Source organism: Lysinibacillus sp. UBA5990 (genome assembly GCF_002429815.1).
GTDB lineage: Bacteria > Bacillota > Bacilli > Bacillales_A > Planococcaceae > Lysinibacillus > Lysinibacillus fusiformis.
The window spans coordinates 350,184-366,116 of the sequence record NZ_DJAY01000015.1 but is presented as its reverse complement, the minus strand read 5'-3'; the positions used below and the strand labels follow the sequence as shown (position 1 = coordinate 366,116).

The 15,933-nt window shown below is 35.6% G+C and carries 16 protein-coding genes; 10 read left to right on the top strand and 6 right to left on the bottom strand.

Annotation, left to right across the window (positions count from 1 at the left end):
• Nucleotides 1-2: 2 nt before the first annotated feature.
• The 3 genes from B3D94_RS14305 to B3D94_RS14295 form a co-directional block, all read right to left on the bottom strand.
• On the bottom strand, nucleotides 3-590 hold the full coding sequence (locus B3D94_RS14305) for a DedA family protein (RefSeq protein WP_291757893.1): 588 nt from the start codon (nucleotides 588-590) through the stop codon (nucleotides 3-5).
• Nucleotides 590-1,162 (bottom strand): class I SAM-dependent methyltransferase, encoded by a 573-nt coding sequence (locus B3D94_RS14300; protein WP_291757891.1) that lies wholly within the window; start codon nucleotides 1,160-1,162, stop codon nucleotides 590-592. The genes B3D94_RS14305 and B3D94_RS14300 overlap by 1 nt, the downstream gene beginning before the upstream one ends.
• A 426-nt stretch (nucleotides 1,163-1,588) precedes the next feature.
• Nucleotides 1,589-2,602: a hypothetical protein gene (locus B3D94_RS14295; protein ID WP_291757889.1), complete on the bottom strand. Its 1,014-nt coding sequence runs from the start codon at nucleotides 2,600-2,602 to the stop codon at nucleotides 1,589-1,591.
• A 558-nt stretch (nucleotides 2,603-3,160) separates the two neighbouring features.
• Here B3D94_RS14295 and B3D94_RS14290 point away from each other — a divergent pair.
• A complete protein-coding gene (locus B3D94_RS14290) occupies nucleotides 3,161-4,060 on the top strand; it encodes a hypothetical protein (RefSeq protein ID WP_291757888.1) in 900 nt (299 codons plus the stop codon).
• A 166-nt stretch (nucleotides 4,061-4,226) separates the two neighbouring features.
• Here the strand turns inward: B3D94_RS14290 and B3D94_RS14285 are convergent, their stop codons facing one another.
• On the bottom strand, nucleotides 4,227-4,823 hold the full coding sequence (locus B3D94_RS14285) for a TetR/AcrR family transcriptional regulator (RefSeq protein WP_291757886.1): 597 nt from the start codon (nucleotides 4,821-4,823) through the stop codon (nucleotides 4,227-4,229).
• 117 nt (nucleotides 4,824-4,940) lie between these two features.
• Here B3D94_RS14285 and B3D94_RS14280 point away from each other — a divergent pair, with 117 nt between their 5' ends.
• The 6 genes from B3D94_RS14280 (at nucleotide 4,941) to B3D94_RS14255 (ending at nucleotide 10,630) form a co-directional block, all read left to right on the top strand.
• Complete coding sequence (locus B3D94_RS14280; RefSeq protein ID WP_291757884.1) at nucleotides 4,941-5,669, top strand: ABC transporter ATP-binding protein; 729 nt, start codon at nucleotides 4,941-4,943, stop codon at nucleotides 5,667-5,669.
• The gene (locus B3D94_RS14275) at nucleotides 5,666-6,682 is read left to right on the top strand and encodes an ABC transporter permease (protein ID WP_069480506.1); all 1,017 of its coding nucleotides are present in this window, start codon (nucleotides 5,666-5,668) and stop codon (nucleotides 6,680-6,682) included. The genes B3D94_RS14280 and B3D94_RS14275 overlap by 4 nt, the downstream gene beginning before the upstream one ends.
• Before the next feature lie 166 nt (nucleotides 6,683-6,848).
• Nucleotides 6,849-7,721, top strand: coding sequence for an ABC transporter ATP-binding protein (locus tag B3D94_RS14270; RefSeq protein WP_069480505.1), 873 nt, complete (start codon nucleotides 6,849-6,851; stop codon nucleotides 7,719-7,721).
• 18 nt (nucleotides 7,722-7,739) lie between these two features.
• Complete coding sequence (locus tag B3D94_RS14265; RefSeq protein WP_069480504.1) at nucleotides 7,740-8,441, top strand: ABC transporter permease; 702 nt, start codon at nucleotides 7,740-7,742, stop codon at nucleotides 8,439-8,441.
• A gap of 32 nt (nucleotides 8,442-8,473) precedes the next feature.
• Nucleotides 8,474-9,181 (top strand): response regulator transcription factor, encoded by a 708-nt coding sequence (locus B3D94_RS14260; protein ID WP_069480503.1) that lies wholly within the window; start codon nucleotides 8,474-8,476, stop codon nucleotides 9,179-9,181.
• Nucleotides 9,182-9,190: 9 nt separating this feature from the next.
• A complete protein-coding gene (locus B3D94_RS14255; RefSeq protein ID WP_291757882.1) occupies nucleotides 9,191-10,630 on the top strand; it encodes a HAMP domain-containing sensor histidine kinase in 1,440 nt (479 codons plus the stop codon).
• On the opposite strand, the gene B3D94_RS14250 is transcribed toward B3D94_RS14255, so the two are convergent.
• Nucleotides 10,620-11,402 carry a DUF4184 family protein gene (locus B3D94_RS14250; RefSeq protein ID WP_291757880.1) on the bottom strand — a complete coding sequence of 261 codons (783 nt, stop codon included), beginning with the start codon at nucleotides 11,400-11,402 and terminating at the stop codon, nucleotides 10,620-10,622. The two genes, B3D94_RS14255 and B3D94_RS14250, sit on opposite strands and share 11 nt — an antisense overlap.
• 159 nt (nucleotides 11,403-11,561) lie before the next feature.
• Between B3D94_RS14250 and B3D94_RS14245 the strand changes: the two genes are divergently transcribed.
• A complete protein-coding gene (locus tag B3D94_RS14245) occupies nucleotides 11,562-12,320 on the top strand; it encodes an ABC transporter ATP-binding protein (RefSeq protein ID WP_291757878.1) in 759 nt (252 codons plus the stop codon).
• Between the two features lie 3 nt (nucleotides 12,321-12,323).
• Nucleotides 12,324-14,708, top strand: a complete 2,385-nt coding sequence (locus tag B3D94_RS14240) for an ABC transporter permease (protein ID WP_291757876.1) — start codon at nucleotides 12,324-12,326, stop codon at nucleotides 14,706-14,708.
• A gap of 62 nt (nucleotides 14,709-14,770) precedes the next feature.
• Here B3D94_RS14240 and B3D94_RS14235 read toward each other — a convergent pair whose 3' ends face one another.
• Nucleotides 14,771-15,214 (bottom strand): DUF523 domain-containing protein, encoded by a 444-nt coding sequence (locus B3D94_RS14235; protein WP_291757874.1) that lies wholly within the window; start codon nucleotides 15,212-15,214, stop codon nucleotides 14,771-14,773.
• Between the two features lie 204 nt (nucleotides 15,215-15,418).
• Between B3D94_RS14235 and B3D94_RS14230 the strand changes: the two genes are divergently transcribed.
• A complete protein-coding gene (locus B3D94_RS14230) occupies nucleotides 15,419-15,901 on the top strand; it encodes an NUDIX hydrolase (RefSeq protein WP_069480498.1) in 483 nt (160 codons plus the stop codon).
• The last annotated feature ends 32 nt before the right edge of the window (nucleotides 15,902-15,933 follow it).

Here is a 15,933-nt window from a genome sequence, read left to right as displayed (position 1 = left end):
AACTATATTTTCATTTTTCGTATATAAAAATAATAAAGACAGCTAATAATGACAATAACCATGCCCAAATAGATTCCATATTTCGTAGCCAGTATAGAAATATGCTCAATGTGGCTCCCAAACAATAAACCCAGTGTAAAATAAATAAATGTCCATACAAATCCCGTTGTGTAGGAAAACAACGCATATGTTTTAAACGACATATTATTCATCCCCACCAAGTACGGAAGAATATGCCTGACAATCGGGATAAAGTAACTCAAGACTAATGCAAAACGGCCATATTTATCAAGCAGTTCTTTGGACTTCAATAAATATTTTGCCTTTTTCCTTTTAAGCAATTTATCGAGTACTTGATGACCGAATAGTCTACCTAGAACATACCCAATCGATAGACCCGAAACAACACCTAAATAGGTAACTAAAAAAGACTTCCATATACTCATCGTCTCTAATGTAGATAAAAAGCCACCACTCATCACAATCATTTCATCTGGCAGAGGCATGCCGATGATGCCTAGCCATAAACTAAAAAACAATGAAAAATAGCCATATCGTTCAATAACTAATAAAAGATCCTGTAGCTCCATTAACCGTTCCTCTTATTTCCTAATTTACAGCTAAGTACATAGGCTGGTGGCATATTAATCCAAACTTTTTCATGGGAGATATCCCCGAAATATTTTTGAAAAAATGATTTTTTCACAAGTGAATATTGGAACGTAATAAATTTTCCATTGTGCAAACAACCCTGCACATTTTTTAAAATACTGCATGATACCTCAGCCTCTAAGGAAGTAAAGGGGAGTCCTGAGATGACATAATCAATTTTTTCAATACGGAACTCGACCATATACTGCATCAAATTTTCTGCCGAACCATTTATGACCACAACATTCTTTTCGTCTGCGAATTTTTGCCGTAGTTTTTCACAAAAAGCTGTATTATGTTCAATGAGAACAAGCAATGTTTCTGGATTTCTTCTTTTCACAAGCTCTCTTGTAAAAGATCCCGTTCCTGGCCCCAATTCGACAATACAATGAGCATTATCAAAACAAATAGGTTGTATCATTTTATAAGCTAATTTTTTGGAGCTAGGTGAAATGGCACCAATTGTTTTTGGATGTTTTATAAATTCAGTAAGAAACGTGATGAAATTCATGTTTACTCTCCCCGCTTGGCTTTAATCGTTGATGGTTCTAACTATAATGAGAATTTCTTAAAGAATTGCGAGGAGAATTCTTAATATTTCCTTAAGAGTTTACATTATTTAGTTGTATTTATATTGGGCTAACTATGGATGGGTATTTTTTAATTAAACGCATCTTCCCTTTAGCAAATATAATGTAGCCCCATTGCCTTTTCGTCTCCATGAATCTCTGGATAAAGATTCATAAAATTTATCGCCAGTTTTAGATTCCTTGAACCCAGCCCCTATGAAAAAAATTGTGACCGACTTTTGTTCCCCTCATATAAATTTTTTGACAATAAAAAAGAACACGCTAAGATCTTTGAACCTTTAAATGGCTCATTTGTCTTAACATGTTCTAAAATTATTATTCGAAATAGTGAGTCTGCAATACTCAGATTATTTTATGCCTCCACTAAATGGCCAAAATAAAATATTAATACCGACCTTTGTCCCAATCGTAAGATACGCTTCTTTGCTTTGAGCATCCCCTTCTATCACTACATAATATTGACCGGCTTTGTAAGCATACACATAGCTATCACCATGTATATTTTCTGCTATAGGCTTGCCGAAATATGAGTGTAGCTTTTCATTTAGCTCTTTTCGCGAGCCCATTATTAAATCTACTTTGCCGATAGTATTAACTACTTCCATTCCGTCAAGCTTATTTTTAGGAGGGAAGCTGTAAACTGCTTTTTGTGTCTTATAGAAAGGAATTTCGCCATAATCAAGCGTGCCTTGTATATTGGCTTTTAAAGATTTATATTGCATGCCTAAATGCCCTGGCACCCATTTTAACTGCCCCTTCTTCGCTACATCAGCAAATTCTTTATCGATATAATCTATTTCTTTTATCTCGCCTTCTTTAGTAAGTGAAAAATATTTTGTATCGAATATCCCCGTAAATTTATCGGCCATGGCAACATAATCTTCATTATACCCCTCTATACCTATTTCAATTATATTAGGTGAAAGGAATTCGGCGTTGATGCCAGTACCATTAGCAATCTCTTTCTCTAGGAAAATTTCTCCATTTGGACGTACTCCGACTAATTGGAGGGTGTCACCGCCACGGCCAGAATCTCTATAATACATAAATGTATCTTTGTTTCCGGTAATAGTGAACTGCATATATCCTTCCATAAATGGACCTCCGAAAGAATATACTTCATTCTTACCTTTTAGGAGTATTGGCTGGCATAAGTTGTTAGACTCGCCTCTATACACTCCAATCGACAATCCGTTGGTCAGTTCCAATGGGAAAAATTTGTTTTTACAAAACTCTGGATTTGATACTCTATGTATTTTGGAAACTTTTTCATTAGCCGCATCCACGGACTGACTAAAGACTGAAGCAGTAGCCACTAGCATAAGAACAAAAGTAATAATGATTTTAGTTAAATTCCTCAAAACGTTTCTCCATCTCCTTACTATATTTTTTATTAAACTTCCAATTTCATTATAGCTCGCATAGATGGTAAATTCTACAATAAATCCATATATTTATCTCTAATTTTATATATTAGGTATATTTATTGTGGTAAAAAAATTAGGTAAATGAGCTTGTGTGAATTAAATAATAAGATCTATATAAATAAATTCAGAATAGGAAATCATTATTACAAGTGAGTATTATAAATGTTTGGATGATTAGGTTTACAGGAGATATTAGTTCCGGTTCATAAAGTGAAAAGGGCCTCAGTAAAAATAGTCTTAAAGTTTATGTTCACTTTTTAAGAGGAGAAGTGAAGGAAATTAAAAAATAATGGACACTTTATTGAGTTTTTATGATTTATTGGATTCTACTTAGTACGATTTATTTTTTTCTAAAGAGTCATAAAAGGTTAAAAGGTACATTGTTCTAATGATTATTTACTACACAAATTAGGCATACAATTGCTACCAATCGAATAGAAACCTATATAGGGAACATTTTATTATGGGAAAAATAAAGTGGGGTGTGAAAGGATGCTTAAAGTAAATAATGCAAAAGAGATGGTACTTGGAATTGTGCAAGATGACCCATTGTTTGTTGCGCTACAGCATACGCCTTTAGAGGAGAGCCTATACAATGATGATTATTTAGCGGACATCGATGAAACTAATCACTATACGATAGCAGAAATCGCTGGCTGGTTCGATATTACAGATGCCATGCTTCGCTACTATTTAAAGCCGTTTGAGCAGTATATTTTCGACAATGCTACACCGAATGAGCATGGAAATATCCGTTTAGACTTACCAGCTATATTAAGGCTAAGAATGATTTTATTATTAAAGGATGAATATCGTGTGAAGGGTATAAAATTATTGCTTGGTATTGATGATAATGGTCAGCTGTTGAGGCATCAAATTACGGCAACGACTATGGATTCCGGGGATTTATCTCATAAAATTGATGTTCTTGGAAATGTCCTCCAGCAAATGATTCAAACAGGGCTCTTTCAGATTTTGCCAGATGAGAAGCATGGAACATTACAAGTTAACATTAATCAGGAATTTCTTGCCGAGAACATTCAACGATTATCCTCCGATTCTGCCCTTCAGTTTGAGGAAATTCAAAAAGAAACATCTGAACTAAAACAGGAAAATGAAAATCTCCAACAACAGATTACCGAGCTACAAGAAAATAGTGTCAAGGAAATAGTACAGAAAATTAGAGAGCGTCATATCGAAAATGAAATCGTTTCTACCTTACGTACGGAAGCATTACAGCAATTTTCAATGAATAATCAAGTTAGTTTTTTCAAAAGGATGTTCAGAACCTCTCAAATTGAAATGGAAAAAGAGCAATTCGTTTTAAATTATATTTCTACTCATTTAGAAGAACGCTTGGAAGTTGCATTAAATGATTATTATGGAAAATAAATTTGAATACGCATAATTAGAACATGAGTAAGGCCATGTGAATGATGCCAATCATGTTCTTTTTCATTTTCCCATTGTGCTCTATTTCCCATACTTAGCGTTATTCGATTTTTTATAAGGAGAAAAAATCTACATGGCACATTCTACGCTATGTAGATTTTTATGTTTAACTGCTAGCTAGTACATTCCCTAAAAATCGCATTAACCGAAAATGCATCGTGACCATTTCTTCTACCGTTAAATTGTCATTGCCCTTTTCTAACCATTCTTGAATCACTCCTAAAATGGCAGATGCTATAAAGGCTTGTAAGTATTGTTGGAATTCCGGGTCCTTCACTTCTTCGCGAACTACCGATAATCTGTCCAAAATATGATGGCCGAATATGGTTTTCATCTTTTGTGTAAAGCTAGGACTTCCCTGTTCACCTAATAACATACGAAAGGCAGGGGCATGCTCTTTTATGCAGGCGATAACCTTGATGAACGGTTGATATAGTTGTCCCATTTTTAATGTTTGAAAAGCATCTACTGGTTGCACATGCTTCACATAGCGTTCTAATTCCACCAAAAGTTCCTGCTGCAAATCCTCCATTACTTTATATTTATCTGAGTAATGCAAGTAAAAGGTTCCTCTATTAATTTGGGCTATTAGTGCTAAATTTTTTACTGTCACACGTTCAAAGCCCACCTTCTCCACTTGTTGGATCAATGCCGATTTAATCGCTTGTTTTGTTTCAAAATTCATCTTTTCATGTACGGACAATGTGCTTTCCTCCATATACTTAACACATACTGGCAAACTGTTTATTGTATTTGCTCACATGCTACCTTAAAATTTTTATCAAATCAACATTGTGTTCAGTGAAGGAGTGAAATTCATATGGTAAACCATGCCATCTCAATAAAGGGCCTTGAAAAAAGTTTTCAACATAAACAGGTAATTGCCCCCCTTTCTTTAAATATTCCAGAGGGGCAATTAATGGCCTTACTTGGTCCATCAGGCTGTGGTAAAACAACGTTAATTAAAATGATAATGGGCATGCTGAAACCTGATAACGGCACAGTTGAAGTATTAGATTTGGTTGTACCCCATCAACAATTATTGAAAGATATCGGCTATATGGCACAATCAGATGCTCTTTATACAGATTTAACGGGGGAGGAAAATTTACATTTCTTCGCTAAGCTTTATCCCTTATCGAAAGCAGAACGAGTGGAACGTGTAGCCTATGCTGCCGATCTTGTCCGTCTGACGGATGATTTACAACGTAAAGTGGGGAATTATTCTGGCGGAATGAAAAGAAGATTATCGTTAGCGATTGCCCTTATTCAAGATCCTAAGCTATTGATTTTAGATGAACCAACAGTAGGTATTGATCCTGTACTCAAAAAAGAAATTTGGCAAGAGCTCATTCGTTTAAAAGATCAAGAACAGAAAACCATTTTAGTAACGACTCATGCAATGGATGAAGCAGAAAGATGCGATCATTTAGCTATGCTGAGAAATGGCCGAATTATTGCACAGGGTACACCCCAAGCATTAAAGGATCATTATCAGGCAAAAGATTTTGATGAAGTATTTTTAATGGCTGGAGGGGACGTACTATGAGAATAGGTGCAATTGTAACAAGAATCATCCAACAAATGAAACGAGATAAACGGACACTTGCATTATTGTTTTTTGCCCCATTGCTTGTACTGTCATTAATGTACTTTATTTTTAATAGTAACGAAGCTACGATCACACTAGTTGTCTCCGATGCCCCAGCTCCCTTAATAGAGAAATTAAAAAATGCGGAGTTTTCTGTTGTTGTTGATGATCATTTTACGAAAAAACAACTGCAGGATAAAGAGTATGACGGATGGCTAACAATAGAGCCAAATAGTAGTAAATTAACCTTATTAAATGATGATCCTTCCCAGTCAAAAGCTTTAACCATGCAGCTTACGCAAATTTTACAGCCATCACAAGCTGCATTTGGGAGCTTGAAAACAGACTATGTCTATGGTGATGAAGATACTGCCATTTTTGATATTTTTAGTCCCATGCTCATTGGTTTCTTTGTCTTTTTCTTTGTCTTTTTAATTACTGGCATTGCCCTGTTAAAGGAACGCACCACTGGAACATTGGAACGTTTACTCGCAACACCGATTAAGCGTTCTGAAATTGTAGCAGGTTATATGGTTGGCTATGGTCTATTTGCCTTTCTACAAACGATTATTATCGTGTTGTTTGGTATTTATGTACTTGATATTGTCCATGTAGGCTCTATCTGGCTTGTTTTACTCATTAATATGGTAGTTGCTCTTGTATCCTTATCATTGGGTGCGCTATTATCAAGCTTTGCCGCTTCCGAATTTCAAATGATGCAATTTATACCATTAATTATTGTTCCACAAGTATTCTTTTCGGGCATTTTCCCACTTGATAGTATGGCTGAATGGCTTCAAAATATCGGCCGAATCATGCCCCTTTACTATGCAGCAGACGCATTGAATGGCGTTATGTATAAGGGGTATTCCTTCCCGGATATTATTCTGAATCTGAGCATACTTGCTTGTTTCGCCCTTGTTTTCATCACTTTAAATATTATTAGTTTAAAAAAATATCGTTCGTTATAATGAACCGTTAAAAGTTCTGCCGAATAGAGCAGAACTTTTTTTATTGCAGGCATAATAATAATATCTAAATACAGGGAAATTATCCAATTTCATTGAAGTGAAAGACCAAATTTCTTTATAATAATTTTATGGTCGAGATTTATCTAAAGAAAAAAGGTGAGTGAAGATGGCTACTATTTTGGAAGTACAAAACGTTAGTAAACAATTCAATGGGAAAACAGTTTTAGATAACACATCGTTTTTGATTGCAGCCAATGAAATTATTGCGCTTGTCGGAAAAAATGGATCTGGAAAAAGCACTTTACTCAAAATTATTGCGGCGTTCATTAAACCAGACAGCGGTAAAATTGTGACGCATAAAACTTCGCTAAAAGTCGGTTATGTCCCAGAAGTCACCCCTTCCCATATTTTATTTACACCGCAAGAATATCTTTATCATATGGGCCGGATTCGAGGTATGCCTAAAAAGCATCTTTTGAAGAAGATAAAAGAATTGCTTGAGATGTTCCAATTAAAAGAATCTCAAAATACAAGGATCGTCCACTTCTCTAAAGGAATGAGGCAAAAGGTGATGATCATGCAGGCAATGCTGGAAGAAACAGATTTACTAATAATGGATGAACCATTATCAGGGCTTGATGCCAAAGCACAAAATGATTTCGAACAAATATTGGCCACAGTAAGAGATAAAGGTCTAAGCATCATTCTAACTTGCCATGAAACGAAATTACTCGAAAATCTTGTCGATTCAGTTTTGCTTATTCAAGAAAATCAAATCATTCATACAAAGGATTTTGATAGCCATCCTGTACATCGACTAATATTTGACATTGCGAGCCTAGCATTACTCGATGAAATTTTACCTTTGATGGAAATTCAACAAAAACAACCTTTAGCGAATGGGCATTTTGAAATCATAACGATTGTGCAGGCAAAGGATTCAGATCAAATTTTGCTAAAACTACTACAAAAAAATGCCTCTATTAAATATTTGGCTAATGTCCATCACAAAAAAGAACAATTCTCTTCTCATTTTTAAAAGGAGGTATCGAAAAAGATGAGCAGTTTATTGCGCTATCAATTTATCAATTATTTAAGAACCTATCAATACGTTCCACCTTTTACAATTTTCATCCTATGTCTTGTCGTTAACTATACGTTTGTGCCTAATCCAATATTAGATAGCTATTCATTTACATCGCTTATTCTGTTCTTTTTAATGGGCTGGTTTACTGTTACGTTATTTCATGCTGAGGATGAGGGGCAAAAGGTGATTACTACTCTTCATGCCAAAGGTCCAACACACTACAATATTGGCGTTTTCATTATTTGTGGCTTAATTGCTTTTAGCTTAAGTTGTGTTTCCGTCTTCTACCCGATTCTAATTGATGCATTTTTCGAAAAACCCAAACCAATACATATAGTATTAGGTTTCTTATCTCATTTTAGCTTATCGATTCTTGCTATTGCACTCACTGCCTTGTTCACAAGAGAGATTGTAAAAAATAGGCAAAATACTTGGTGGGGTGTCATAAGTATCCTAATTATTTCTGTCGTTATCGCTACTTTAAAAAATAATATTCACGCTGGTTTCCTGTGGCTACTACCGCCAGTTCATTTTTCACTAGAAACGATGAACATTGGCGATCAAATAGAAGTAGTCCCTACCGTATTTTACTGGCATTTTGCTTGGATAATCATTTACGCATTCCTTATCATTGCATTATTTTTCTTCCTCGTTAACCGGAGAAGTAAATGATTTAGACTTTTTATTAAGGAGAGATCGTTTTAATGAAGAACATCAACGTTCTAATTGTGGAGGACGAAAATGATATTGCCAATATTATAAAGGATTACTTAAGCGTTCATCAGTTCGATTCACATATCGTAAGAACTGGCCATGAAGCTATCCTTTATTTGCAAGAATCCACTCCAGATTTCGTGATCCTTGATCTTTCTCTACCCGATTGTGATGGGATCGAAATATGCCGTAAAATCCGTGAACTTAGTAATGTGGCGATACTCATTTTAAGTGCTAGAGGGAGTGATACCGATAAAGTATTGGGGCTAGGATTTGGTGCGGATGATTATATGACTAAACCATTTTCACTAAGTGAGCTAGTCGCAAGAATTAATGCTCATTTACGAAGGCAGGATAGATGGCTTCAAGAACATGACGCTCTGAAGGATGTCATTCACATTGATCATTTCGTTATTAATAAGCAGGAATATCTTTTTTTGCGCGATAACAAGCCTATTTCCCTGTCAGCAAAAGAGTTTGAGTTATTATTTTTTCTAGCTAAAAATAGAAATCAAGTCTTCTCCAAAAGTCAGTTGCTTGATGCGGTTTGGGGTTATGACACCTATGGAGATGAAAATACAATTACAGTCTATATTAGACGGCTTCGAGAAAAAATTGAAATCAATCCTTCTCATCCTGTTTATCTTCAAACCGTTTGGGGAGTTGGTTATAAATTCAGTACATCCAATCACGTATAGGAGAATCAAATGTACTTAAAAAATTGGATCAACAAATGGATATGGATGCTTATCATCTGTGTTGGACTATTGTTTATAGCAACCCTTATACTATTCTTTGCTACTCACAAATCTCAAGAAGTATCAGAGGATCAATATGTAATTAATCAAATTCGATTATCCGTGAATCAGCTATTATTGTACATAGAAGATCATTTTTCAATTTTAGAACGAGATTCCGAGATACGTAGCAAGCTGCAACAAATGAGCGATGACCAGGAAATTGAAATTACAATACTTCACCTAGATGGAAAAGTAATGTTCCATTCCATCGAGAAAGACGTTACATCTACGATTCAAATCAAAAATAATATACATTATGATTTATTTACATCACAACAAGAACCAGGGAAAATTAATATTGCTTTTCCTATCGTTAATGATGTGAGCCATGAACAGATAGGGAATGCTATTTTTTCTCTAAACAAAGATAGTCTATTCCCTTCCAAACCAAATTCAAATTACTTCTTTTTAGTAATCTTGATGGGCGCTCTGAGCTTCTTTATTATTTGCCTAGCCTTATATATGAACAGGAAGGTACAGAAAGACATATTAACACCTTTACATGAGCTGAAAAAAAACACCGAGGAAATTATCAAAGGGAATTACGAACAAATGAGTAGCTATCCGAAATTAGCTGAGCTTGGTGAATTGTATGCCGTATTTGATCAAATGCGATTAGAGATTAAACAATTAGTCATCCTCCAAAATGAACAAGAGCAAAATCAAAAAAAGCTCATATCAAGTATCTCTCATGATGTGAGAACACCTCTAACTACCATAAAAGCTTATTTGGACGCTATATCTGAAGGCGTTTGCCGAAATGAAGATTCACTTATGTCCTACATTCATATCATGCAGACGAATACGGAAAAAATGTCGAGGCTCATTGATGATTTATTTATTCATGCCTTAAAGGAACTCGGCCACATCCCCATCCATTTAAATGAACAATATAGCCGAGACGTCCTTACAAACATTTTGCTGCCGATTCAATATTATGTCCAAACAACCAATATTCATTTTATAAAACCTGCAATAATTCCTAATGTTCTTATTCAAGTAGATGAGGGTCGGCTAGAGCAGGTTATATCCAACCTTGTTACCAATGCACTAAAGCATACCTCCAATGGAGATACCATAACTATTACTACTTATATTGAATATCAAACACTTTATATCCAAGTAATAGATAATGGCAATGGGATGCTTCCGGAAGATATGCCCTTTATTTTTGAACGTTACTTTAGAGGTCATCAACCCGAAAGAGAATCTGCTATTAAAAACGAAGGAGCGGGGCTTGGCCTATCCATTTGCCAGCATATTATGGAGGAACATTATGGTTCAATTTCATTTCATAGCAAGCACGAGGAAGGCACTACCTTTACACTAACACTCCCTATCTCGTAAAAAGACTCCCATTTTTGGTAGTCTTTTTATCGTTCATCGTTCTTTCCCGATATGCTAAACAGATTGAAAGGGTCAGTACACTACCAAAAAATGAATCGATGATACGGACAACCCATACGCCGTAGCTGCTTAACGGAATGCTATTGATCCACTGCCAAAGACATACATAAACAAACGTTAAGAAAGCTAGCGCACTCCAAAAGGCCAATTTTTTCTGAGGAGATACCGTGGACACTTTATTATGTTTGATCAAAGATGCCCTGTAATACATATATCCAAAAATAAGCGTCATGCCTAACAATGTACTTCCATGCTGTAAAAACTTATAAATGGGGATATGAAATCCAAATAAAGTAAATGTTTGAGAAAGAAAAGGAAGATTGGTCACCATAAGCCCATTTTGATGGGTAAATGAATCCCATATGACATGGGTTAGCATACCTAATAATGCTGAATAACTAAAAACAATAGTTTTCCATGTTTTAGTCCCTGCCATTTGATTGCTATTAAAATCCTGTAAAAATTCTGGTAAATGGCTCATGATTGGCTGATGGATAAACCGATGATAAATCAAGTAGATTATTAGAACGAGTGGAAGATTGAATAAAAAAAACCCTGCAAATGTATGGCCAATCTCCCCTATTGGCCGTCCCCTTAAAAAGTATTCGAAATCTGGAGACATACTACCTAATACCAAGGCAGAAAAATGAATATAGTTACTTTTTCGAGAAAAAGGTAGGACCGCTGCTGGATGAGCAAATGTTAATGGCATAACTTCCATCTCCTTTTATGACATCTTTCAAATCGATTATTACAACGTTTTTTAGTTGAAAAGGTTACTCCGACTGTAAGAATTTATTAATAATTTCATAAGGACTTACTAATAATTACATATTACACTAAAGAAAATGAATCAAAAGGAGCCCATACTATGGAGAAAGAAGTACTGATACAAGCACAAAATGTATGTAAAACCTATTCAACCGGTAGCGAGCAATTCCATGCCATTAAAAATATGAATATTGATATTTATAAGGGGGATTTCACTGTTATTATGGGGAATTCCGGGTCTGGTAAATCAACTCTTCTTTATCTTTTAAGTGGGCTTGATACGATCACGGCAGGTGAAATTTACTTTCAGGGTGAGAAACTTGATACCTTTTCAGAAAGAAGGTTAGCGACTTTTCGTTCACAGAAGGTTGGTTATATCTATCAAAATAGCAATCTCATTCCTGATTTGACGCTGCTTGAAAATATCGCTCTCCCTGGATACATCGCCAAAACAAATAAAAAAGTAATTATCCAAAAAGCAGAACAGCTATTACATTTAATGGGTCTTGACAATCAACGAAATCGTTTACCTTCTCAAACATCAGGTGGTCAGCAACAACGAGCTGCTATTGCTAGAGCATTGGTCAATAATCCTGAAGTGCTCTTTGCGGATGAACCAACTGGTAGTTTAAATTACGATCAAGGTGTAGCCGTATTAGATATTTTAACTAATTTAAATAGAAATGGGCAATCTGTTGTTATGATAACACATGATATGAAGGCGGCTTGTCGTGCGAATCGTCTTATTATCATTCAAGATGGAAAAATAGATGGGATATTAAACTTCGAAAAATATGATCACCTTAACATACAAGAGCGAGAACATATTATCTTTTCTTATGTTGCTGGAAAGGAGTAGTCGATGTACGCAATTGTTACTCTTTGTTCCTCCTATTTAAGAAAAAGAAAATTGCAAAATAGTCTGATGGTTGTCCTTATTTTCCTATCAACGCTTTTACTCGCTACTTCTGTAACCATACTAATTAATACTAACAATATTTTTGAAAAAGCCCATTCTGATTCAAATGGTGCCCATCAAATTTTAACAATGGGTGAAGATGTCCATAACCCTTTTGCCGTAAACCATTGGTGGCAGGAGCAGCAAGGGGTAACTTCCTCCGGTTTAATACCCTATAGAAATTTATCTGGAATTACTTTCAAAGGGAAAGAAATGCCCAATCTCTATTTATTTATGATGGATACACCAAGAACGCCTTCAATGATTGATCAATTATTATTTTCTGAGGGAGAAAAGCAAACATCTCCACCTAAAGGGACAATATGGATTCCTACCTCATTGGCAACAAGTGCTCACATTTCACTCGGCGATGCAATTGAATTTAATACAGGTGAGAGAACGTTTAGCTTAATGGTTTCAGGTATTGTAGTAGATATGCCGTATGGTGGACCCTTTACAACAAACGCTCGTATTTGGATGAACAATACTGACTATCAGCTGCATTTAACCTCTATGATCGGTTCTGAACAATACATGATGGCACTACGCTTTGACGATTATCAGCAAAGCTCCAACTATTGGCGTGATTTTGAAAACTATCTGCAAGGACCTTATCTTGAATCTAAAATGGAATATGAAGAAATAGCTTCTTTTTATTTAATTATTAATAAAATCATTGGCTTTATTATGATTGCCTTTGGTATAGCTATGCTTTTAGTATCTTTATTTATCATTGGTTTTAGCATTTCTGACGCCATTTTAACGAACTACAGAACAATTGGTGTTATGAAATCTCTCGGTCTATCGTCTCAAAAGATAAGTGCTACTTACGTATTGCAATTTGGCTTATTGTCTGCTTTCTCGATCATTCCTGGACTCATAGTAAGTAAATTTTTGTCCAGAATCATTATAGAAAGCTCCTTATCGTATCTTAAAGCCGGAAATCTTTTAGCAATTTACCAAGATACTCGACTTACCGTGCTGATTGCCCTCATTCTATTTGGTATTGTGCTACTCACCGCCTATTTCTACTCGAACAAGGCGCGGAAGGTGGAACCTGTCCAAGCAATCAAGTATGGTATGTCGGAAAGTGCAAATAGTAAAATAAATCGCCGTAGAAGCAGCTCGAGTAGACTATTTCGTTTATCTAATCTACCCATTCAACTTCAAATTGGACTGAAAAGCATAACAAAGAATTTAAAAAGTTCCATCCTTATTATAGTGCTTACCTCTATAACGTCTGCCATACTCGTCTTTAGTGTGGTCATATTGAATAGTTTTATCTCTATCAAAGAAACATCACCTTTGTGGGGGTATGATGCATCACATGTAATAGTAACTGTTTTTAATAAAGAGACATTTTCAAAACAACAATTTGAAGATTTTTTAATGGAAGATAAACGTATTAAAGATTATGCATGGTTGGATCAATTCACGGGAGTACTTCCTAACGACAACAATTCGCCATTAAATATCAGTGTTAATGTAATCGAGGGTAGCTTTGATGCCGTTGGCTACGAAACCATGTTTGGACGTAATCCTATAAGTAAAAATGAGATAGCTATCGGCATTAATGTCGCGCGATCTTTAAATAAAAATACAGGAGATATTGTAGAAGTTTACATTGAGGGGAAGCAGCACTTTCTGATCATTACAGGCATCTATCAATCTATAGCGAATATGTCGAACTCGGCGAGAATTTCAGCAGATGTTATTAAAGTTTATAACGCTACCTATTCTGCTTCTGAAATTAGTATGATGAATCTATTTGATGATACATCCGCTCCTCAAATTGCCGAGGATTTGAGTGCTCACTTTAAAAGTTCTATATCAGCAGTCACACAACAAGTATTACTTGATGCTGTTTTTAAAGAAGTTGTAGCAGTATTAATCATCCCACTTTCAACCGTTGGCATTTTATTTATCATCGTCACATGCATCATTATTTTTAGTTTATCGAGAATTAATGTTAGAAAAGAAAGTAGTACGTATGGAATTTATAAGTCCATTGGAATGACCTCTCCAAATATTAGGTGGTCGATTACATCCGGTATTTTAATCCTTTCTATATTCGGGGCAATCGGAGGAATTATTATCGGTATAAAATTAATTCCACTTGCTCTTCATTCGATCATTTTAGAATACGGCTTACTTGAACTTCCACTTGTGATCAACTGGCCGATGAGTATCGGAATAAGCCTGGTAAGTGTTATAGCAGCTTGTTTTGGCGGCTGGGTCTCTACCAAAGTTATAGCTAAGACTTCGCCTCGATTATTAATTGTGGAATAAAATTGGCCCCTACAAATTAGGGGCCATTTTCATGGAATGATTTCTGGAGGAAACGTAATTCACTAAACATCTACTTCCGATAGCACGACAATATTATTTCTTCGGAGTAAGGCAGTGGTTACGCCTTCCCCTACTATTTTCATACCATTGAACTCACCATTATAAATCGCTGCACTGCCACAGGACGGGCTATTTTCCTTCAAGACAACCTGTGTCGCCCCCACCTCTAGCGCTTTCTGTAAGGTCGCATATGCCCCCTTTATATAAAGCTCTGTGACATCACGGCCAGACCTTTCAATAACGGTAGCTTTGCCATCAAGAACATCTTCTCCATTGCCTCCCACTATTTCAGCAGGCTCACGAGGAGTTGAAAAACCTCCCATTAGCTCAGGACAAACGGTGATAGCCTTTTTCTCTAACACAAGCTTTTGTACTCTATCATCTATACAGTTCGTTCCGTTATAACGAACATTTAATCCTGCTAAACAAGCACTTATTAAAATCACTGCTAGCCCTCTCCCCTCTAGGATCATCGTTTATATTGAATAACATCATTTTAACATGTGTCGCTGAAAAATTACCAAGTGGCCTAGCATTTTCTCTGATACAATACTTATCAAAGCAGTTCTAAAATAGGGTTTAGCCATCGATATTGCTTTCTAAGAAATTGAAAAGGAATTTATAAAGAAAAGTAGGAGGAGTAGATTTTCGTGGAATTTACGATTTGTTTTCTAAAAAAGGGTGAGCACATCCTATTACTTAATAGAGACTATCCAACTTGGATGGGCGCATGGAATGGTGTAGGTGGTAAAATTGAACAAAATGAAACACCTTTAGCTGGTGCCCTAAGAGAAATTAAAGAAGAGACAGGTATTACGGTTGAGGATATTACTTATAAAGGTAAAATCACATGGACAGATGGGGTCATTGATTATGGCTGTATGTATGCGTTTATAGCAGAAATTCCTGATTCATTTACATATGTTACACCGATAAAGGTTGCAGAGGGCATTCTTGATTGGAAAGAGCTTAAATGGATTTTCCACCCTGAAAATGTAGGCATTGCGGATTTAAAGTATTATTTGCCTACAATGCTTAATGAACCAACGAACTACGAATACATCTTTACTTATCAAGACAAAAAATTAGTCAATATCTCTTCAACACCGATTGAACAAACATCTAAAGTATAATAAATTACTAAGCCCCGTCTATGTAAAAAGTA